The sequence below is a fragment of the Mesorhizobium opportunistum WSM2075 genome (assembly GCF_000176035.2).
GTDB classification, from domain to species: domain Bacteria; phylum Pseudomonadota; class Alphaproteobacteria; order Rhizobiales; family Rhizobiaceae; genus Mesorhizobium; species Mesorhizobium opportunistum.
The window spans coordinates 6,422,550-6,443,756 of record NC_015675.1 but is presented as its reverse complement, the minus strand read 5'-3'; the positions used below and the strand labels follow the sequence as shown (position 1 = coordinate 6,443,756).

General features: G+C 57.9%; 16 protein-coding genes and 1 pseudogene. 14 read left to right on the top strand and 3 right to left on the bottom strand.

The annotated features are described in order from the left end of the window. The first annotated feature begins 342 nt into the window (after window positions 1–342). From MESOP_RS30950 to MESOP_RS30885, 13 genes are all read left to right on the top strand, one after another. Complete coding sequence (locus MESOP_RS30950) at window positions 343–1,596, top strand: methylaspartate ammonia-lyase (RefSeq protein WP_013533413.1); 1,254 nt, start codon at window positions 343–345, stop codon at window positions 1,594–1,596. A 14-nt stretch (window positions 1,597–1,610) separates the two neighbouring features. Then, a complete protein-coding gene (locus MESOP_RS30945; protein ID WP_172832172.1) occupies window positions 1,611–2,762 on the top strand; it encodes a CaiB/BaiF CoA transferase family protein in 1,152 nt (383 codons plus the stop codon). A 134-nt stretch (window positions 2,763–2,896) separates the two neighbouring features. After that, the gene (locus MESOP_RS30940) at window positions 2,897–3,796 is read left to right on the top strand and encodes an HpcH/HpaI aldolase/citrate lyase family protein (RefSeq protein WP_013533411.1); all 900 of its coding nucleotides are present in this window, start codon (window positions 2,897–2,899) and stop codon (window positions 3,794–3,796) included. A 734-nt stretch (window positions 3,797–4,530) separates the two neighbouring features. Then, window positions 4,531–5,457: a LysR family transcriptional regulator gene (locus tag MESOP_RS30930; RefSeq protein WP_013533410.1), complete on the top strand. Its 927-nt coding sequence runs from the start codon at window positions 4,531–4,533 to the stop codon at window positions 5,455–5,457. Window positions 5,458–5,649: 192 nt separating this feature from the next. Then, window positions 5,650–7,083 (top strand): NAD-dependent succinate-semialdehyde dehydrogenase, encoded by a 1,434-nt coding sequence (locus MESOP_RS30925; RefSeq protein WP_013533409.1) that lies wholly within the window; start codon window positions 5,650–5,652, stop codon window positions 7,081–7,083. After that, complete coding sequence (locus MESOP_RS30920; protein ID WP_013533408.1) at window positions 7,080–8,633, top strand: fumarate hydratase; 1,554 nt, start codon at window positions 7,080–7,082, stop codon at window positions 8,631–8,633. Before MESOP_RS30925 ends, MESOP_RS30920 begins: the two co-directional genes overlap by 4 nt. Before the next feature lie 71 nt (window positions 8,634–8,704). Beyond that, window positions 8,705–9,202 (top strand): Lrp/AsnC family transcriptional regulator, encoded by a 498-nt coding sequence (locus tag MESOP_RS30915; protein ID WP_013533407.1) that lies wholly within the window; start codon window positions 8,705–8,707, stop codon window positions 9,200–9,202. A gap of 197 nt (window positions 9,203–9,399) precedes the next feature. After that, window positions 9,400–9,645 (top strand): multiubiquitin domain-containing protein, encoded by a 246-nt coding sequence (locus tag MESOP_RS30910; RefSeq protein ID WP_041163544.1) that lies wholly within the window; start codon window positions 9,400–9,402, stop codon window positions 9,643–9,645. Beyond that, a complete protein-coding gene (locus tag MESOP_RS30905; RefSeq protein WP_338048492.1) occupies window positions 9,642–10,067 on the top strand; it encodes an E2/UBC family protein in 426 nt (141 codons plus the stop codon). Before MESOP_RS30910 ends, MESOP_RS30905 begins: the two co-directional genes overlap by 4 nt. Continuing rightward, window positions 10,064–11,518: a HesA/MoeB/ThiF family protein gene (locus MESOP_RS30900; RefSeq protein ID WP_013533405.1), complete on the top strand. Its 1,455-nt coding sequence runs from the start codon at window positions 10,064–10,066 to the stop codon at window positions 11,516–11,518. The genes MESOP_RS30905 and MESOP_RS30900 overlap by 4 nt, the downstream gene beginning before the upstream one ends. A 5-nt stretch (window positions 11,519–11,523) precedes the next feature. After that, on the top strand, window positions 11,524–11,979 hold the full coding sequence (locus tag MESOP_RS36400) for a ubiquitination-like system serine protease family protein (protein WP_013897114.1): 456 nt from the start codon (window positions 11,524–11,526) through the stop codon (window positions 11,977–11,979). A 574-nt stretch (window positions 11,980–12,553) separates the two neighbouring features. Beyond that, the gene (locus MESOP_RS30890; protein ID WP_013533403.1) at window positions 12,554–13,960 is read left to right on the top strand and encodes an aminotransferase; all 1,407 of its coding nucleotides are present in this window, start codon (window positions 12,554–12,556) and stop codon (window positions 13,958–13,960) included. Window positions 13,961–14,631: 671 nt separating this feature from the next. Next, window positions 14,632–15,357, top strand: a complete 726-nt coding sequence (locus MESOP_RS30885) for a LuxR family transcriptional regulator (RefSeq protein WP_420845285.1) — start codon at window positions 14,632–14,634, stop codon at window positions 15,355–15,357. 498 nt (window positions 15,358–15,855) lie between these two features. On the opposite strand, the gene MESOP_RS30880 is transcribed toward MESOP_RS30885, so the two are convergent. Then, the gene (locus tag MESOP_RS30880) at window positions 15,856–16,122 is read right to left on the bottom strand and encodes a DNA -binding domain-containing protein (RefSeq protein WP_013533401.1); all 267 of its coding nucleotides are present in this window, start codon (window positions 16,120–16,122) and stop codon (window positions 15,856–15,858) included. Window positions 16,123–16,232: 110 nt separating this feature from the next. Here MESOP_RS30880 and MESOP_RS30875 point away from each other — a divergent pair, with 110 nt between their 5' ends. Further along, window positions 16,233–16,451 (top strand): helix-turn-helix transcriptional regulator, encoded by a 219-nt coding sequence (locus MESOP_RS30875; protein WP_013533400.1) that lies wholly within the window; start codon window positions 16,233–16,235, stop codon window positions 16,449–16,451. A gap of 330 nt (window positions 16,452–16,781) precedes the next feature. On the opposite strand, the pseudogene MESOP_RS30870 reads toward MESOP_RS30875, so the two are convergent. Together MESOP_RS30870 and MESOP_RS30865 are read right to left on the bottom strand one after the other, a co-directional pair. After that, window positions 16,782–17,407: pseudogene (locus tag MESOP_RS30870) on the bottom strand (OmpW/AlkL family protein). 707 nt (window positions 17,408–18,114) lie between these two features. Continuing rightward, a complete protein-coding gene (locus tag MESOP_RS30865; RefSeq protein WP_013533399.1) occupies window positions 18,115–20,244 on the bottom strand; it encodes a prolyl oligopeptidase family serine peptidase in 2,130 nt (709 codons plus the stop codon). Between the last annotated feature and the right edge of the window lie 963 nt (window positions 20,245–21,207).

Here is a 21,207-nt window from a genome sequence, read left to right as displayed (position 1 = left end):
GGATGATGCCGTTACGAGCGCCTGTCCACCTCATCAAGAGAGACTGAGAGCGCTGGCGAAGCCCTGGGGCATCAACCAGAAGAAGTTGCCAAATGGCGGGAACGGACCTCGGGTCGTCCGCACTGTGTCTCTTTCTGGCCATATCTTCGCTCCGCCATCGCGTCGAAAGCCATACCTCAGGGACGATCGGGCAGGCCAGGAAGGTGCCGGTCATCTCAAAACGCGATGGTTCCGTCCTGGACATTATATTGGCGAACCCAACGCTAAATGGCACATAGTTGGCAGGTAGCCGTGGAAGTGCGTCGCCCGTCAATGGCTCTGGAATGAATCGAGCGAAACGAAGTGCAGATCAAAGATGTCCTGCTAGCGCCTGGCAACGGCGCATTTTTCTATGACGATCAGGAAGCCATTAGGTCCGGCGCAATCCAGGACGGCTTTATGTATGTCGGCGCACCGACGACCCCCGGGTTCAAGTCCATTCGTATTCCGGCATCTTCGCTCAGCATCGGGCTCGTCCTTGCGGACGAGACCGTTGTTTGGGGTGACATGATGAACGTCCAGTACGCTGGTGCCGGTGGACGCGATCCTCTGTTCGACACTAACCAAATCTCAGATCTAACGTCATGCGTCGTCGCGCCGAGGCTTTTTGATGTCGATGCCTCTCGGTTTATTGATTCTTGCACGAGGGTTTTTGAATCCGTCGAGCATTTGCGGATACCTCTGGCTATTGAATATGGCGTGAGCCAAGCGCTTCTTCGCGCAGCCGCCCACCTTCAGCGCAAGACAATGGCGGAGATCGTATGCGCCGAGTTTGATCTGCCGCTACCCACGTGCCGCGTCCCAATTTACTGCCAGAGCGGCGATGCTCGCGAAATCAACGTTGACAGAATGATCTTGAAAGGCGTGGACATTCTTCCCCACGGCCTTATCAACTCTCGGCAGAAATTCGGCACCGACGGCCAGACGTTCATGGATTTCGTGAAGTGGGTTGCAACGCGTACGCGCCAAATCGGTCTCCCGGGGTATCATCCGGTGCTGCATTTCGATGTATATGGCTGGATCGGCCTCGAAATCGGCTTGGAGCCGCAACGGATCGCCGACTTTATCTGCAGGGTTGCCGAGAGCGTTCCGGGTTTCGCGCTCAATGTCGAGTCTCCTGCGGATTTTGGTTCGACTCAAGCGCAAATTGAGAACTACGCGGAGATCGTGTCGATTTTGGACAACCGCGGTTCCAGAGCCCGCATTGTCGTGGACGAGAGATGCAATACGCTTGAGGATATTCGGCTCTTTGCCGAAGCGAAGGCTACGCATCTGGTCCAAATCAAGACGCCAGACGTAGGCTCAATCGCCGATACGGCCCGCGCAGTTCTCATCTGCAAGGAAAACAGGGTCGGAGCGTATGTCGGAGGAAGTTGTACCGAGACAGATCTCTCCGCCCAGGCTTCAGTGCACATTTCGGTAGCGACCCAGGCCGACATGATGCTCGCAAAGCCGGGAATGGGGGTCGACGAGGGATTTTCCATCGTCGGGAACGAACAGAACCGATTGCTGGCGATACTGAACCGTCGTCGAGTTCAAGCCGATAACGTTGGATGAAAACACGGTGTCGCATGCAGAAGTCTCTTGAGGGGATCACAGTCGTTGCCGTGGAGCAGGCGGTTGCTGCGCCTTACGCTTCGTCTCGCCTTGCTGACGCCGGCGCCCGGGTGATCAAGATCGAGAGGCCCGAAGGGGATTTTGCCAGAAACTACGACAAGTTGGTGCGGGGTCAGAGCGCCTACTTCGTCTGGCTCAACCGGGGTAAGGAGTCGGTCTGTCTGGACTTGAGATCTGAGGCGGACCGCGCCGTCCTGGACACGCTCATTGCCGGTGCCGACGTATTGATCCAAAATCTGAAGCCGGGCAGTATTGAAAAATTGGGTTTCGGGTCTGCGGATCTACGTCGGCGTTTTCCACGGCTGATCACCTGCGATATCTCTGGTTTCGGAGAGCAGGGGCCGTATTCCCACTTGAAGGCTTATGATCTCATCGTCCAGGCCGAAACTGGTCTGTGTGCGATCACCGGGACGCAACAGGGGCCCGCCCGTGTGGGTGTGTCGGTTTGCGACATCTCGGCAGGCATGACAGCACATAGCGCCATTCTTCAGGCCCTCTATCATCGCGAGGTCACCGGTGAAGGCACCAGCATCCAGGTGTCACTGTTCGATGCAATCGCCGACTGGATGAACGTGCCGGTTCTGCAAAACGACTATAGCGGCTACCATACGGTACGCGCCGGCGTGAAACACCCGTCGCTGGCGCCGTATGGCGCTTACCGTTGTGCCGACGGCAAAGAGGTCATCTTTTCGGTTCAGAATGACCGGGAATGGGTAAATTTCTGCGAGAAATTTCTTAAGCAGCCGGCGCTTATACGCACACCTGGTTTCGCCGATAATATGGAGCGCCTCGGTCACCGTGCGCAACTTGATAAGATCATTGAACGGCGGTTTTCCGAACTATCCTGCCATGAAGCGATGCGGGAGCTCGAGGCGGCCGGGTTGGCATATGGCCGACTGAACGAAGTCGCGGATGTTTCAACGCACCCACACATTCGCAAGGTGCAGGTCGGAACACCCGAAGGAACCATCGAGACGATAGCGCCGGCGGCGATCTTCAACTCTGAGCGCCCGTTGCTGCGCCCCGTTCCGGCTCTTGGCGCTCATACCGAGGCTGTCCGCGAGGAGGTTCAAGCAGGTTTGCGCGCAAGAGCCGCCTCAGCATGAGCACGCCTCTTGTGGGCAAGGGGGCGCGGTCGCGACCCACAGAGTGCATACCAACCTCTCTGACCCCTTCCAGTCCCACGGCCGCCCAGCCAGCTCACTGACACAGCCCGCACTAAAACCGGCAGCAGATCTTCATGAAGCGCACCGTTCCGGCCATTGAAAGACCGATGTCCATTCCCCGCTGGAGATCGCTGCTTTTCGTTCCCTCTCATGTTCCGCGCTTTGTGGAGACTGCTCATGAGCGCGGGGCAGATGGCGTCATACTGGACCTTGAGGACTCGGTTCCCCAGGATCAGAAAGAGGAGTCGCGAAAGCGGCTTTCTGCATCCGTGGCAAAGGTGGGCCGAAAGGGCGCATCTGTCTTGATCCGTGTGAATCGTGGTTTGCGCCCCTTGGCGGCAGATCTTGATGCAGCAGTGATGGCGGGTGTTGATGCACTTGTTCTTCCGAAAACGGATTCGTCAGAATGGGTATCGGAGATCGCGAATGCGGTACTGGAACTTGAACGAGAAAGAAATCTTGTGCCGGGTCAAATCCGGTTCCTTGCACAGATCGAGACCCCAGCTGCATTGCAAAATCTCGCGGCCATTGCGTCGGCCGATCCCAGGATGATTGCAATGGCGCTGGGCCCTGAAGACTTCAGTGCCTCAGTTGGTGGTGCCCCGGAACTCGACCTTCTCTTGACGCCGAACCTTTCCGTTTTGTTTGCTGCTCGTGCCGCAGGCTTGCTACCGCTTGGCTTCGTAGGAAGCATCGGCGAGTTCTCAGACACGCATAAGATTCGTGAGGCCGCGGCTCACGCGCGGCGGCTTGGCTTTGTCGGAGCTTTGGCGATCCACCCGACCCAGGTGGCCATATTCAATGAGGCTTTCTCGCCAAGCGAGCAGGAACTCGAGTGGGCCCGTCGTGTCGTCGCGGCGCAAAACGATACCTCGGCGCAGGGCAGAGGTGCTTTCGCCTTAGACGGAAAGATGGTTGATGCACCGGTGATTCGAAGGGCCCGTGAGATAATCGCCATGGGCCCGAAAGCCTAGCTGGGCGTCTGTCCGTTTTTGAAATTCACGGATGGGCATTTCAGCGAAGCAGATTGCCCATGGCGACGAGGATCATGTCGTGAGAGACGTCGACGCGCTGCACGTAGTCGCGCACGAGGCGCCGCCATCGGGTCATCCAGCCGAAAGTTCGCTGGACGGCCCAGCGGCGGGGGAGGCTTTCGAAGCCCTTCTGTCGTTGGATCGGCGGATTGCCTGCACGACGAAGTCGAGATAGGCGGCTTGTCCGTGAGCTTTAGCGATGGTAGGCGCCGTTACGAACAGATGCTTGGCCAGGGCCAGCGCTGGCGGATGTCATCCAGGTCGCCTGAGCGCCGGCGCTGTCTGGCCGGCTCATCCCGTATCGACCGCGATATCGCGCTTGCGTGCAACGTTTTTTTCAGCACCAGAGCCAGGTTTTGGGGGTCTGGAACAGAAACGCCGCGCGATTTCGCCAATCCAGGTAGCGCTTTGTCTTCCTGACGAACTGGGTCATCCGCCCACGACCCGGTTTTGTCCACGTCCGGAACTCGAAACACAATTCGCCTCACCTCAAACAAAAATTCCGATATCCAAACGGCGTCTTAACAACTGAAGAGACCGGACGGGACGACAAGAGACCACGGCGATCCAATTGCGTCGCCACTGGATCGCTGCAGCGTGGCACAATTATTGCTATCGCGCCATCGCATTTCGAGATAGATTACATCCATTGGAGTCCACCCTCGGATGTACCCGTGGAAATCAGGCAGTTAAGATATTTCGTCGGCGTGGTCGAAGCAGGCAGTTTTACGAAGGCCGCTGGTTTCCTTAATGTCGCCCAGAGTGCGCTGAGCCTGCATGTGCGTCAACTAGAGGAGGGCTTCGGCACTCAGCTGCTGATACGCGACAGAACCGGCGTCAGCGTCACCGCGTCAGGAGCCAAATTGCTCGAGCGGGCACGGGCGATCCTCAACGAAATTCGACTTACCGAGGTGGAATTGACCAACACAGCTTCTTCCCCTGCAGGGGAGGTAACTATTGGCATTCCATCTGGAGCAGCCCGCGTCCTGAGCGGCCTGCTGCTTGAGTCGGTGAGAAACGAACTGCCCAAAGTGTCCCTTAAGATGGTCGAGGGAATGACTGGCCCGCTGGAGGAGTGGATGGCTGCTGGACGCTTCAATCTGGCGGTCCTCTACCGCACCGCGGACAGTGTAGGGCGAATGACGGTGCTAGCGCGCGAAAACCTTTGTCTGGTGGTCCCGTCCGGTGAGCCACCCTTCGAAGATGCAATATCTCTAGCTGACCTGCATGCATTCCCGCTGGCTGTTCCCATGCGCAACAACAATGTAAGGCGTTCCGTGGCTGATGTCGTCGCACAACATGGTTGCGCGCTGGACGTCAAGTTTGAAGTGGACTCGCTTTCAACGATCATCAACATGGTCATAGAGGGCAAAGCCCATTCTATTCTCGCCCCGTCTGCGGTTCAGAAAGAAGCCGCTCAAGGGCTGGTGCGGACCGTGAAGATCGTTGATCCGGTGATTACCCGCTCGGTTGTGCTTGCTGTAAATCCGAAGGACGAGCGTTCTGCGGCCGTCTCCGCGGTCCGCAAGATCATCCCCAAGGTGGCCAGAGAGTTAATAGAGAGCCGCGGCTGGGCAGCATCCATTCCTGACGCGACCTGACAGCCGTCGATCTATAAAATACGGCACGACTATTTGCCATTCGAAAGATCGATCTGGATTCCAGATGGATTTCGGCACTAATCGATATTTGACCCACCGCGACCATCGCGATGAAACTGGCTCGAGCGAGTTCAGCGGTTTCGATATTGAAACGGCACTCGTATGGCAAGAATTACACAAGTGGAGCGCGCGATGTCCGACGCCAGGAGCCACCAGCTCTTTATCAATGGCAAATGGCGAGCCGGCGGTAGCAGAGCCACATTGCCGGTAGTTAATCCGGCGACGGAGAAGGTATTTGCTTCGGTGGCTTCGGCGACGGTGTCGGATTTGGATGAGGCTCTCGCTTCGGCAGAACGGAGCCGCAAGGCGTGGTCGTCGCGGCCAGCCAAGGATCGTGGCGAGATCCTCGTAGCCGCCGCCAGGATTCTAGCAGAGAAGGCTGGAGCCGCAGCCAGGGACCTGTCGGCCGAACAGGGAAAGACGATTGCCGAAGCGACAGGTGAGTACCTGCGCGCCGTCGAAACGCTGGAATGGAACGGCAGACATGCCGAAGAGCTGTCGGCCCCGATTCCGGTGGGCCCGAACCGGATGGTCGTCCCGGAGTCGCTCGGTGTTGTTGCTGCGTTTACGCCATGGAATTATCCGGCCGTTCTCATCGCCCGCAAGCTCGCCCCAGCGCTGGCGGCAGGCTGTCCGGTGATCCTCAAAGGGGCTGAAGAGACACCGAGCGTAGCTGTCCATATCGTGGAATCGTTGCGTCAAGCAGGCATTCCGGATGGCGTGGTCAATCTCGTCTTCGGTGTTCCAGTGCATATATCGCGGCATCTCCTCAGTTCGCCAATAGTGAAGGTCTTGACTTTCACGGGCTCGACCGAGGTGGGGAAACAGCTGGCCACGCTCGCCGCGAATAACTTGCAGCGTTGCATCCTTGAACTCGGTGGACACTCGCCGGTTATTGTGTGTGAGGATGCCGACCTGGGAAAGGCCATCCCGGCAATTTCGGAATACAAGTTCGAGTGCGCTGGCCAGAGCTGCAACGCGCCCAGCAGGGTTCTCGTCGCCCGGTCCCGCTATGAGGAATTCCTGTCCCAAATGACGGATGCGGCTCGAAAGATCAAAATCGGGCTACCAGACGACCCCTCAACTGACATGGGTCCTATGGCGAACACGCGGCGAATCGAGGCCATGCAGCGCCTGACCAAGGATGCGGTCGAACGCGGCGCCCGTATCGAGACCGGTGGCTCTCGGCTCGACCGGCCGGGCTTCTACTGGCCGCCAACCATCCTGACGGGCGTACCGAAAGAAGCCAGAGTGCTGCATGAAGAGCCGTTCGGACCGATCCTTACGATTGCGCCTTTTGACGAGCTAGATGAGGCGATCGAGGAGGCCAACGCCACCGATTATGGCTTGGCCGCTTACTTCTTCACGGACGCTGCCAATGCGCAACGAAAGCTGATTAATAGTCTTTCAGCGGGAGCTGTCAGTGTGAATTACCTGAAAGGGGTTTCCGCGGACGCGCCTTATGGAGGCGTCAAGCAAAGCGGCTATGGATACGAGGGCGGCGAACAGGGGGTGCGAAGCTTCCAAATCCTCAAAATGGTCAATGGTCTCAGCTCATTTGGATGAAATCGGTGGGAAATAGAACGCGGACCATCGCCGGCAAGGATATCACAAGGAGCGTTGCCGACGCCCTTCAGTACATCTCGTATTACCATCCTCCAGATTACATCCGGTCTCTTTCGCAGGCCTACGTGCGTGAACAGAGTCCAGCGGCGAAGAATGCCATCGGACAGATCCTCGCTAATTCCCGTATGGCGGCCTTCGGACGGCGGCCAATGTGCCAGGACACCGGTCTTGTGGTGGTCTTCGCCAAGGTCGGTATGGACGTCCGCATCAACTCAGCAGCCAGTTTCGCAGACCTCGTGAATGACGGCGTCCGTCAGGCATATCTCGACCCGGACAACCCGCTTAGGGCATCAATTGTTGCCGATCCGCTTGCCCGACGGATGAACACCCGTGACAACACGCCGGCAGTGGTCCACGTTGACCTTGTGCAAGGTAATAGGATTGAGATCACCATTGCGGCAAAAGGCGGCGGGTCGGAGAACAAGGCACGCTTTACCACCCTGAACCCGAGCACCTCGGTTGCCGACTGGGTGGTCGATACCGTTTCGACCCTTGGAAGCGGATGGTGTCCGCCCGGCCTGATCTCCGTTGGCATCGGTGGTAGCGCTGAAAAGGCGATGCTGCTGGCCAAAGAGGCCATGAACGAGCCCATCGATATGGTGGAACTGATTGCCAGGGGAGCGTCCAGTCCAGAGGAGGGGCTGCGGATTGAGCTTTATGAGCGGATCAACGCGCTTGGTATTGGGGCCCAAGGCCTTGGTGGCCTGACGACAGTCGTTGACGTCAAGGTTGCTACCTATCCTACTCATGCGGCGTCCAAGCCCGTGGCCCTCATCCCGCAATGTGCCGCCAACCGGCACGTGAAGTTTACTTTGGACGGCTCTGGACCCATCAGCCTCCAGCCGCCCGATCTGAGCGAATGGCCCGAAATTGGAACGGACGAATTGAGGCCAGCCGGCGTACGCAGGATCAATCTTGATACGCTGGCGAAGGAAGAGACAGCATCGTGGCGCTGCGGGGAAACCCTCCTTTTATCCGGAACGATGCTGACGGGCCGTGACGCAGCCCACAAGCGGATCGTCGAGTTGATCGACGCCGGCAAGCCGCTTCCCTTCGATCTGCAGGGACGCGTTATCTACTACGTTGGACCCGTCCGCGCGGTGGGAGATGAAGTCGTCGGACCGGCTGGGCCAACGACCTCCAGCCGAATGGACGATTTTACGGAAAAGGTACTAGCCGAAACCGGGCTTTTCGCGATGGTGGGCAAAGCGGAGAGAGGGCGGGCGGCAATACAGTCGATTGCAAGATACAAAACGCCGTATCTCATCGCGGTGGGAGGGGCTGGCTACCTGATCTCAAAATCAATTAAGTCAGCGCGGCTTGTGGCCTTCGAAGACCTTGGCATGGAAGCTGTCTATGAATTCGAGGTGAAGGACATGCCTGTCATCGCAGCTGTCGATGTCGAGGGAAACTCCATTCATGATTCCGGCCCTCTTGAGTGGCGAAAGCGCATGGCTGCGGACAGCATCGCACGCAACATCGGCGTTTGAGCCTTCTGACCAAGCTCGGTTGGTTGACGTCAATTCTATTGTCGACAACGGCTTAACTAAGAGCACAACTCATGAAGTCGAAACCCAATCCTGCGGGCCTGGACGCTTGGGACTTACGGATTCTCTCCGAGATTCAGTCAGACGGCCGAATTTCAAAAAGCGAGCTTGCGAAGCGCGTCCATTTGTCGGCTTCGGCTTGCTCGGATCGGCTCCGTGCGCTCGAAGCTGGAGGAATTATTGAGGGATTCTACGCACGGCTCAGTCCAGCCCTCATTGGCGGCATGATCTTTGTAATGGTGGAGGTCGTGCTGGACCGTCATCGCCTTGAGGACCAAAGACACTTCGAGGTCGCGATCCAAGATTTTCCCGAAATCTTGGATTGCTGGGCAATTGGCGGAAGGATCGATTATCTGATGCGCGTCGCAACACTTTCCATGGCTACCTATCAAGATTTCATGGAGGGGCTGCTGCAGGCAGGGCTGGGGATTGATCAATATTACAGCCTTGTGGTGACCAAACCTGTGAAATCAAATGCGCCGATTCCCTTGTCCTCACTAAGACAACGGTAGACGCCCAGGCGTTATTCCTGCGGGTTTGGACCTCCATTCCGCGAATTCCGTGGCGAAACACGCGCATTCCCGTCAAACCCGAAGGAACGCTTCCCGTATAAGAGGCAACTGGTCAAGCCCTGCCCGTAATCAACGGGAGAAGAGGGATGTGCGCGCCAGAGATATCTTGAAACCAAGCAACTGCGAGAGAAGGATCCATGGCTGCCAAAGAGAAGTTCAAGTTCAAAATCGAAAACGAAAATTACGATTGGGACAACCGGTTCATAACCGGCGCCGAGGTGCGAGGCGTGGGCCCTGGCATACCGGATAGCATGGACCTTTATGTGAAAAGGCCAGGCCAGCCTGGCCAGTTGGTTGGGCGCGAGGACCCGATCGACTTGCTGCCACCGGGGATCGAAAAGTTCTACGCGCAGGATGCAAGTTCCGAAGCCGGAATTGAATGATGCCCCTGTTGTTCGATTCTGATTACGAGACACTCCACAAAGCCGGCGTCAATTTTGAAGAAGAGGAGGGCGCCCGTTTCCTAATATTCAAAAGCTTTCCGCTGCCGAAAGGGATTTACCTGGCAGATGCAAAACCTGCAAACGCTGTCGATGTGTTGTATGAGATTCCGCAGAATTACAATAGCTCGGGTGGGGACATGTTCTGGGTTCACCCACGACTTCACCGGGCTGACGGCAAGCCAATACCAAATACTGGCGGACCTGGTTCCAATGAGGATTCGCGTACGCACAAGGCGACAGTGTTTTGCCGATGGTCCAGACACTGGCATAAAAATGCCTGGAAGCCAAAGGTCGACGACGTCCGGACAATTATGGACCGAATCTCATGGGCGTTTAAGTACCCGGACGCGAGGCGTTCATGAACGGACATCGGATTTCGATTATCGGTTCCCTCGACGATAAGCTCAAGAGCTGGTTGACCGGGCACCCCGACGGTGACGAGCGGGGCGCGCTCGTCCTCTTCCGCAAAATTGAGAGAACCGTACTGGGTCTGCCGCCGTCAACGCGTTTTGTGGCCGTTGACGCGATTGAGATGGATGGCGACTGGGTGCTGGACAGCTCCCCGGTGCACTTGCGCATCAATCTCCGCAAGTTCCAGGATATCTACTTTCGTTGCGAGCAGGAGCGGCTCGAGCTGGGGTTTGCCCACAGTCACCCAAGGGGCGTTCTGGATTTCTCGACGAAGGATGATGAGAACGAACAAAGCATTCTGAGGGGATACGCTGGCTGCAATGGACCTGAGGTATCACTTGTCGCGATGATTTTGGCCGACGGACATTGGCGTGCCAGAGTTCGGACGGGTGCGGCCCCTCACGGAGTGGCTGACGTCCGGCATGTCTGTGTGCTCGGGACGCAGCTGTCAGTTCACATGGGCAACAGGGTCGATGCTGCACCATCGGAAGTGCTAAGGCGACAAGAAGCTGCATTTGGCGAACCATTCAACGAGAAGATCAGATCGTTGCGCGTAGCAATCGTCGGAGGAGGGGGAACAGGGTCTTCAGTCGCCACACTTATCGCTCGCGCGGGTGTAGGCGAACTCATCGTTGTAGACGGCGATTCGCTCGAAGCTAGCAATCTCAACCGCGTTCGCGGATATCGCCGTTGCGATGTAGGCGAGAGCAAAGCTGCTACGTTAGCCCGATATGTCCGGGATCTGGGCCTGAGAGTGACTGTCGTTGCCATTGAGGGGTATGTGAACGAGTCTCCAGAAGCGGTCGATGCCATTTCCAGCGCCGACTTGGTGTTCGGTTGTACTGATGATGTCGCTGGGAGAGAAATTCTCAATCAGGCGGTTTACTATTACTGCCAAGGACTTATCGACTGCGGGCTCACGGGCAATATTGGTCTTGACCAGGACCGTCAGCCGTACCTACGTGATCATAGAGGGCGGGTTAGCACAGTTCTTCCCGAATCTGGTGGGTGCTTAAGATGCCAAGGCGTCGTCACCGAGGAAAAGCTCGATTACGAGAGTGCACTGAAGGCGCGTCCGGAGCTGGCGGAGCTGGATCCAGAGACGCTCCGGGAAGAGTATTATCTGATCGGGGGCGGGGAGCGGGCGCCCGGAGTAGGTCCCTTCACCAGTGCGACCGCCGACATGGCCGTAGCGACCTTGTTTGATCTGGTGCGCCCCTATAGGCGGCTTGCGAGCGACATTCGCCGCGACAATATATGGTACGATTTCGTGCACATGGTAATTTACAGCAATATGCCAAAAGACAACGCTGGTTGTTTTTGCTGCGGTCCAGACGGTTTATTGCTCGCACGCGAGAATGGCTACCGGCTCGGAATGCCGTCACTCGGCAAGCTGTGTTGATTCGCATGTGGTCTTGGTTGTTAAGTTTCCTACGGTGGGTAGAGGAAATCATTCTCGGTCCACGTGGTCCAAAAACACCGGCGGACGGAGTTCCTTCTGAGGCATCGCTCGCGGACGTATCTTTCGCTCGCAATGATGTGGTTGAAAAAACGCCCCCGAATGACGCGGTTCGGCCGGGACATTTCATCAGCGTCGTGCATAAAGGCCGACCATACTGGGCACTCTTTAGGTGTCCCTGTGGGTGTGGGGATGTGGTTTCATTGCCAACCCACGCGCCGCATAACCCCAGGTGGCGCATTGAGGTGAGCCTGGAGGGCCGGCCAACGTTGCATCCCTCCGTTTGGAGAACCAAAGGATGCCTGAGCCATTTCTGGCTCAGCGACGGAAGGGTCTATTGGTGTGAAGACACCGGTGTCGAGCCTTGGCGAGCCCGACCAGACATATATGCAAGAAAACTCTAGAGTAGGTCCTGGAGCCGCGGACGCGTTTGCGATAAGGCCCGCGCGGCTTCACCGGGCGACGCACCCTTGTCATGGAGATGGGCCGCGCCACCGCGGGGTCTCGGCAACGGCCTTCATCGGGAACTGTCACTCGGCTGCAACAAGCGCCGCAAGTCGGTTTATTTTGAGTCCGACCCGGCCAGCGCGTCCTTGAGGATCTCCACTTGCATGGTCTTGCGGCCGAGAAGCCGCTCGAGGTCGCGAACGCGCTCTTCAAGCCCCCGCACTTCTGAACTCCAAAGATTCGACCGATCCCACCGCAGCCGCTGCAATTCAATCCGTCGATAGTCGTCAGCCGCCTGTGCTTGACGATACCCCCAAGCCTCCCACATTAGCCGACTGTCCGGTCCAAACGGGCCCAGTCCAGGCAAAGGTACACAGCTCAGCTGATTTCCACGGCATCTGATCCCGATTCCGCGAATTCGTCTGCAAAAAACATCCATTCCCGCGAAATTCGAGCCGTCTTTCCGGTATACTGCTTGCCAATGAGCTGGCCGGCCGAGTGCCTCCGCCAGTGTGTTGCGAGGAGAGGAACATGCGCTTGAGCAATCTGGGAACCGAGCAACTCCGGGAGAAGGATCGAAGCTTCGTCTTTCATCCGTCTACCCATCTGGCCAAGCACAGCCGAGGCGAGACCCCAAATCGGATTATGGCCGGTGCAGAAGGCGTCTACATCTGGGATACCGAAGGCAGGAAGAGCCTCGACGGTTTCGGAGGGCTCTACTGCGTCAACATGGGATATGGATGCACGGAAATTGCCGAGGCTATCGCCCGGCAAGCGCATGAGCTGCCGTTCGCACACGTCTATGCCAGCCAGGGGACGGAGCCGGTCGCCCTTTTGGCAGAGGCGATAGTTGAGTATTTCGGACGGAACATGCGACGGGTCTATTTTGGCCTATCCGGTTCCGATGCCAACGAAACCAACATCAAGCTGGTCTGGTACTATAATAACATCCTCTGTCGGCCCGAAAAGAAAAAGATCATTTCACGAAATCGTGGCTATCACGGATCTGGATTGGTCACCGGTAGCCTGACGGGGCTTCCCTTCTTCCATAATTTCTTCGACTTGCCCCTGGATTTGGTGCGCCATACAACGACGCCGCACTACTATCGCCAAGCGCGTACCGGGGAGATCGAGGAAGCGTTCTCCCAGCGCTGTGCCGATGAGCTTGAGGCGTTGATCCTGACCGAAGGCCCCGAGACTGTTGCGGCTTTTATCGGAGAGCCGGTACTTGGAACAGGAGGTATTGTGCCGCCCCCCACAGGGTACTGGACGGCCATTCAAGCGGTGCTCGACAAGTACGATATCCTCCTCATTGCCGATGAAGTGGTCTGCGGCTTCGCGCGAACCGGCGAGAAGTTCGGTTCCCACCTGTACGACATGCGCCCGGATTTCGTGACGATCGCCAAGGGTTTGAGTTCCGCCTACCTCCCTATATCCGGGTCAATCATTGGCGAGCGAGTCTGGTCGGTTTTGGAACAAGGAACCGAGAAGCACGGCGCACTTGGCCATGGATGGACATATTCCGGTCACACGCTTTGTGCTGCGGCCGCGCTTGCCAATATTCGACTGCTAAAAGAAAGAAACATCCTGGAACATGTGAAGGATGTCGGACCGTACTGGCAGGCCCGCATGAAAGCCGAACTGGCGGGACATCCCATCGTCGGCGAAGTTCGCGGAGTGGGTATCCTATCCGCGGTAGAGATGATGCGGGACCCGAAACAAAGGATACCATTCGATCCTGACCTTCAGGTCGGGGTGCGCACTGCAGCTGCTCTGTTTGAAAATGGTGTGATCGGACGGGCCATGCCGCATGGCGACATCCTCGGCTATGCGCCACCTCTGATCATTACCCGAAAAGAGATCGACATCATCGTCGGTGCGACCGCGAAATCAGTCGATGCCACATATCGCGCGCTGAAGGCTGAGGGTGCCGTATGATCTTCCAAAGGCGACGGGATTGAGCACTGGCATGACCATGTGCCAGAATGCTGTCATATCATCCCGTGAAAACTCTGCACGGACCAGTAGTAAAGATCTGGCTGCGTCAGGGGCTGTCCTTGGGTGATGCTGGGCTTGACTGCATTCTGTTGCGCCGAGCAAACCCAAATAGTTGAATTCCAGACATCTGATCCTGAGCATGCTCCGGACCACTTTACTCGCAAGTTGTAACCGAACCAGTTCTGCCGCCACTGTCCTGTCCCCCAACAACCAGGGCCTTTGTGCGGCGCGCCCTGCCGGTGTACCTCCCCGCCGGCAGGGCGCCCTTTTTGATTCACCCCATCACGATCATTATGGGCGGCCGGAAATCAGGCGTTCAAAGATGATTTGCGTGTTGGGATGCAGATCGAACTTAGACGCGACTTTACACCATTGCAGCGCGCCATCCCTACCGTTCAACGGAGCGGCCACGCCGAAGATATCGTCCTCAATCATCGATCGCAGCAGAACAATCGCGGCGGTGAATTCTCACATCTCAAACCCAGTGTGGCCACATCTGCTGATCAGCCTCCGCGACGCCTGCGAAGTCAATGACAGTTGTCCGGCCATGCACGCCGCGGCCGGGAGGCGTGCAGAAAGAGGAAGAAGCGAGCGCGACTATGACGAGGGACATGCCACTTGTTTTCGAGACATTCCTTGAAAGACTGTCACAGAGTGTCGATGAAGCAGATTTCCGGGAAGCCTTGGCTGAGGCGGCCGCAAGATTTGACCTACTCTCTTTTGCGTACCTGTCTTTGCCATCACTGCCTTCCGGCAAGCCAAAGCTAATTTCGAATTACCCACCTCGCTGGGCCATGCAGTATCTGGAAAATCAGTATGAGAAGCTCGATCCTGTCATCTTGCGTGCTCGAAATGGCGGCCGCCCGTTTCAATGGGGGTCGGATTTGTGGGGCGGTAAGATGTCGCCGGCTCAACAGCAGCTATTTGATGAGGCGGCCCGATTCAGCATCCGCTGCGGATTGACGATCCCAATCGTCGATCTACGAGGCCGCACTGCCGCGGTTACGTTCGCCGCCGATGAGCCTCGTCCAGTATTTCTTCGGGTCATCGAGCGGTACGAACAAGCTCTTCAGCTGATGGCCACCTGCTTTCATCGCTGCGTTCGCCGCAAACTGCCGGGCGATCGAACCGTGGATGGGATCTTGCTGACATCGCGCGAATATATGTGCCTGCGGTCGGCAGCGCGCGGCAATTCGGCCTGGGTAACCGGCCGCATCTTGGGCATTAAGCCGCGCACCATCGCATTCCATTTGGAGAATGCCAAGAAGAAGCTGGGCGTGCGCACGCAAAATCAGGCCATAGCCCTTTTGGGGTCCCAAGGGAGCTCGATCCTCTGAGTAGCTCTTTTGGTCCGCTGTGCTCGGGCCATCGGTCGCAGCATTTTAACAGCGGCGAAGGGATGCTGAGACCCTTTGTTCCGCCCGGCGTAGTCAGGCGCGATGCAGTCGTATATTCCCGTCACACTTTGCACTCAAAGGACTCAGTCGGCGTCTCGTTCCGACGCTAGTCCGCGTTGCATGGTTATGAGGATAGCTCGCCCCATACTGCTGACGCAAAGCGTCAACCGTGGCGGGCACCGGGTATTTGAATATCCAGCTTCACCGAAAACCTACACTTACTCGTGGGAGGAGCGGCACTCGATGACGTGCTGCTGTGGCTACTGCCCATCCAAACGGACGCGATCCTTTTGTCGCATCAGACCCCCAACCGGCCAAAACGATGCCCATGAACCGAATTGAGGCTGCCGTTGGCCGTTCCTGGATGCCTGATCAGGCGCCGAGGAGGGGGCTGTAGCCGAAGCAGTGGCGGCCACTGGGCGAGCACTGCGCAATTTCTCAGCTGTCGAACAATTCCTTGTACCCGCTTGTCATCACCCAGTTTGCACGGTCGAGATGACTGCGAACAGCCTTCCTCGCACGCTCCGGTTCTCGTCTCGGATCAATGCCGAGGATCAGATGTGCCATTTCCTCTTCGCTAGCATCGTCGCCGGATGCATCGAGGAGCCTCATGTAGGTTGTAAAGTGCTCCTTGTCGTAGGCTGTGATGCCGTCTGACCAGGGCACTTCGTCGGCAATCGCCATGTCCGATTTAGGCTGTAACATTGCTGATCCTAGCTCCAGATGATCGCCTCGGCGAACTTCTCTCCCGGCAAAATGTGAATTACATATTATAGTTGATAAACTCAAGTCGCCTGATCCGGTGGCTTGCGTGCATGGATATGCGCAAGTTGATCGGACGGAATGTGCAGCGGATCAGGCAAAGGAAGCGTCTGACCCAGGAGCAGCTTGCCGACATTTCCGGCTTCAGCCAGCAGTACATCAGCGGTTTGGAGAAGGGCCGAAGAAATCCGACGATCATCACGATCTATGAACTGGCGTTGGCGCTCGGCGTCAGCCACATGGATCTGGTACGGCCCGACAAACAGGCCTGAGGTGGCCGTTCATGTAAGCACTAGGCGCCAGCGCCTGACGGATCTTCCTCGGGGCGACCAGCTATCGCCGCCACCCTTTGCCGATGAGTGTTCCGGGGCTCGCGGGCAAGGTGACTGAGAGAACCAGCGCTACGACGTTACAGTCGAGGTTACGACGTGCTGATCAAAGGTGGGCGCGACGCATGCTGATCGCGTACCTCGACAGGCGTCCTTGTGCTGGGCGTTCTGCAGAAGTCGTCACGGGAAACCGAAACTAACCCGAGGAAGGGGGAACGCTAACGGGCGCCTGAGGGGGCCGTTGGCTAAAAGCGCGCTCACGAGGCCGCGCTATCAGAATCGGTACGTGACACCTGCGCCGATCAGCCAGGAATCGAGCTCCGCTTTCCCCGTCAGCTTGTTACCGGCCACGGTGACTTCGAAGTCCGGCTCCAGGAAAAGCTTCTTCACGTCGAAGCTGACGCCCCAGTGCTGGTCGAGCTTGTAGTCGAACCCGACCTGCAGCGCGGTGCCGAAGGTGTTCTTGACCTTGAGATCATCGGCGCTGCCGGCTTCCTGATGATAAAGGATCGTATAGTTCACGCCGGCGCCGACATAGGGTTTGAAGGCGCCGAAATCGGCAAAATTATACTGGAATGTGAGCGCGGGCGGCAGCAGCCAAACCTTACCGACCTTGCCTAGCCCCCATCGAGCGTTGGCCATTGATGTTGGCATAGGTGGTGCCGAGTATGAGTTCGGCGGCGACGTTGTCCGAGAATATCGAGTGCAGGCGTCACCGTGTTCGAATAGGAAAGACCGGAGCCAGACACCCATTGACGTAGCCCGAATCCCCCAGTGATGACCCTCAAGGCGCGCAGGCGGATCTGCCAGGGGCTTGGCCATTCCGCGACCGAAGGACCCTCGTCGGGGCCGCACGGTTCTGGAAGGTCTGACGCGACCGCCTGCTGTCCGATCAGCATCAGGACGACAGCCGCTGTTGCTGCCCGCGCAGGTTCATTCGCTTTGTTGACTGATATCTCTTGCTCTTCAGAACTAACGAATATTATGCAACTAGTCTATTTCAAGATAGATGGAGCTGTGCGCGCATTCTGACCAACTGTGATCGCGTTATTGCTTTTGTCGCAGTCCTGACCTGTGCTCCTTCGTTCGTCTTGCTTTCGTCGTGCTCCCGGTCGTCCATAAACGTTACCGGCGTGCCAGCCGATCGCGCCGCCAAGCAAATTGTCGCCTAAGCCAATGAACGCGCCCGGGTCGGATTGTCCTTGCCGTAGCTGTGCCCGCCCGGGCTGGTCCCGCAGAAGCAACCGGATAGGCACCGTATTAACCTAGCCGAATGTGGTCCCCCGAGGCGCGCAGGCGGATATGCCAAGAGCTTGACTCCTAGATTGGTGTCGTAGACGGGCACGGGTAAGCGCAACGGGACGGGGGAGGCGGGGAGGCGCAGGGACTTGTGGATGACTCGTCGCGACAACCTGCTGTGCCAGCAGCATCAGGACAACGGCCGTTACTACTCCCTGCGCCAGTTTCACTTACTTGATCCCATGGATTGCTCCTTGCTCTTCAGAAAATGGTAGACTGCATTGATTGAGATCGAGAGCGTGCGAGCGCGCTTTGCACAAACCGTCCTCGCATTATTTCCACCGTTCTCGCAGTCATCGACCTGTACTCAGTCATCCGAAGTTCGCCCTCCTCGGGTTCCCGATCCTTTGTGAAAGCTATCGGCGTGCCAGCCGATCGCGCTACGAAGGAAATTGATGCCAAGACTGATGAATGCAGCGCGCTCCCGATTGTCCTTACCGTGGCCGTGCCCGCCTGCGACGGGCTCGTAGAAATAAGCCGGATAGCCGAGGGCCTGCAGCTTTGCGGTCATCTTGCGCGCGTGGCCCGGGTGAACGCGGTCGTCCCGCTTCGTGGTGGCGAGCAGCATCGGCGGATAGGGCTGTCCCGGCGTGGCGGCGTGATAGGCGGAGAGTTCCTTCAGGAAAGCCCAATCCTCAGCCTTCTCCGGATCGCCATATTCGTCGATCCAGCTCGCGCCGGCCAAGAGCTTGGTGTAGCGGCGCATGTCGATAAGCGGAACCGTGCAGAACAGCGCGCCGAAATGCTCAGGATAGCGGGTAAGCATGTTGGCAATCAGCAGGCCGCCGTTCGAGCCGCCTTCGGCGGCAATCCGCCTCGGCAGTGTGATGCCCCTTCGCACGAGGTCGGCTGCTACGGCGGCGAAATCGTCATGGGCGAGACGCTTGCCCTCCCTCCGCCCGGCATCATGCCAGCGGGTGCCGAACTCGCCGCCCCCGCGGATATTTGCCACCACACACGTGCCGCCGCGTTCGAGCCACAGCTTGCCGAGCGACGAGTTGTAGTGGGGCAGGAGCGATATGCCGAACCCGCCATATGCGGAAAGGTGAACCGGGGCATCTCCGTTCCCGTTCGCCGGACCGACCTGCGTATAGGGGATCAATTCATCATCGATTGAGACTGCCTCGTGGCGCGTGACCACCAGTCCGGATGCGTCGAAATTCTCCGGGCTGCGCTTCAGGACCACTGGAGCGCCAAGAGGCGGCGCATCATTGAGATCAAGTAGGAGCAGTTTCGACGGTGTGATCGGGTCCTGGGCCGAAACGAAGACCTCTCCATTGGTCTCGTGATCTGCCGCATCGAGGGACCAGAGGTGGACGGTCCCTTGCGCCGGCACCGCGTCCAGGGCACGGCGCGTCCATTCCTGGTGACCCGGGGTCAACACCTCGAAACGCGGAGCGAGGTTCTCGAGGTAGGCGATAATGAGCTTCCCGTCATTCCAGAAGAATGACTGCAGACAGCGCCTCTCGCCCGGTTCAAACAGGGTGCTGAAACGGCGTTCGCCACCGATGAAAGAGGAAAGCGAGATGCCGATCAGCGCGTCCGCGGGATGGGTAGTCCCTCTCACTGTCCAGGGCTTGCGCGGCTTTACCGCCAGCCAATCACCGAAGCTGGCCCACCAGGCATCCCGAGGAAGGTTGATCTCAAGCTTCGGCCCGCTCCTGTCGCCGATTTGGACTATCTGCTTGAAGAAGCCAGTATTCTCGATGAACCAAAGGCGCTCGTTCTCGACCGTGTGATCCATATGACCAGACACGCTTAGGGATTCGGAACCCGTCCTGAAGATTACCGGCGCGGTGAGGGGATCGGCGCCACGCTTCCACAACCGCAAGGTCCGCGCGAATCCGGAGCGGGTGGCCATGCCATGGCCAAGCGCACTGAAAAGCAGAAGCGTGTCAGGGTCGAGCCAATTTATCCCGCCCTTGGCCTCTGGGAGATTAAACCCGTCCGCGACAATGCTCAAAGAGCTAAGGTCGAATTCGCGATGCACGACCGCGTCGCTGCCCCCGCGCGACAGGCGCAAGACGGCTCTTTCGCGCGTCTCAGGCTCGATCGACGCGCCGCCCCAGATCCAGTCTTCTCCGTCGCTAGCGGCCAGGGCGTCCAGATCGACCAGTAGCTCCCACTGGGGATCCGCCTTCATGTAGGCGGCAAGGGTGGTTCGGCGCCATTGTCCGCGCGGGTTTCCGGCATCTTGCCAGAAATTATAGAGGTACTGACCGCGGCGCGTGACAAGCGGAATCCTGTCGAAACGGTCGAACATCACTCTAAGCACCGCCCGGTCGCGCTCGAACTGCGTTCCCGCGAAGTGCTTCAGGGTCTTTGCCGACTGGCTGGCGGTCCACGCAAGTGCCCGTTCGCCTTCTACATCTTCAAGCCAAAGATGGGGGTCATCGTCGGGCGCATTCAGCGTTGGGCGAAAATCGAATTCGCTCATGGCCGAAAGACCTGAGGAATGAAAGCGGAAGGGCTCTCGTCCGCTCGAGAAGGCTCAATGTTTGCGGCGGCGTCCGCATGTTCAAAAACCGTGATCATGGATGAGTTCTTCCCAACCGGTGGCGTCGCAGTGCTCTTGCACATAGGACCGCAGCTCTCGTGCCAACTCGGAAGCCCTTACGGAACAATGAGATCGCTCTGACAGAGCTGTGTCAGATGTCAAACATCGTCGCGAAAGCGACAACGAGTGCACCCTGTGATCACCGGAACAACCTCAAGCCCTATAGCTGACACCGTGCAGCTCGCGATGAACTTGGTTGGCCGCCGACATCTTCGCTCCGGAACGCTTCACGCATGCGAGTCAATGGCAGCCACCATGATGTGATGGACGAGTGAGCGACTAAGACCGGCTGCACCTGTGGGTCTAGCCGGCGGCAAAAACCGGAGCCAGGCAAGGAACTGGGGCGCCGCTTGGGCAATCTGAGGGTTGCCCCAAGGCCTGCCGCAACCTTGGCCTGCACGGTCCCCTTCATTGGATTCTTGAAGTCTGTCGATCAAGCCAGCAAGCTGTTCGGGCGAACGCAGTGGACTGGTCCCCATGGCAACTTGGGGTGATGTCGGGGCCGCCGTCCGATATGCGATACGCGGGTCAGGAGGGGCGGTAGAGCCCAATGGGAGAAAATTCCCCCAGGAGACCTCCCGATCACTGACCTTATAGCGCCGCGCTACGACAACTTGCCCACAACCAGCGTGCAATCCACCGCGGCGCCCACTGCCCCTCAAGGAAAATCTGGCACGGGTCTCACGAGCCGATCACGGACTTGAAATCAATTGCGTTGGCCTGCACAGGCCGAGGTGGCTGTCGCAATGCGGATGCGACGGCCTGGACGCGTATTGCGCGCGCCTTCTACTCTCGACAGTGCCGATGGCACACGGCTCGACGAAATGCCTCTATCGAGGTCTG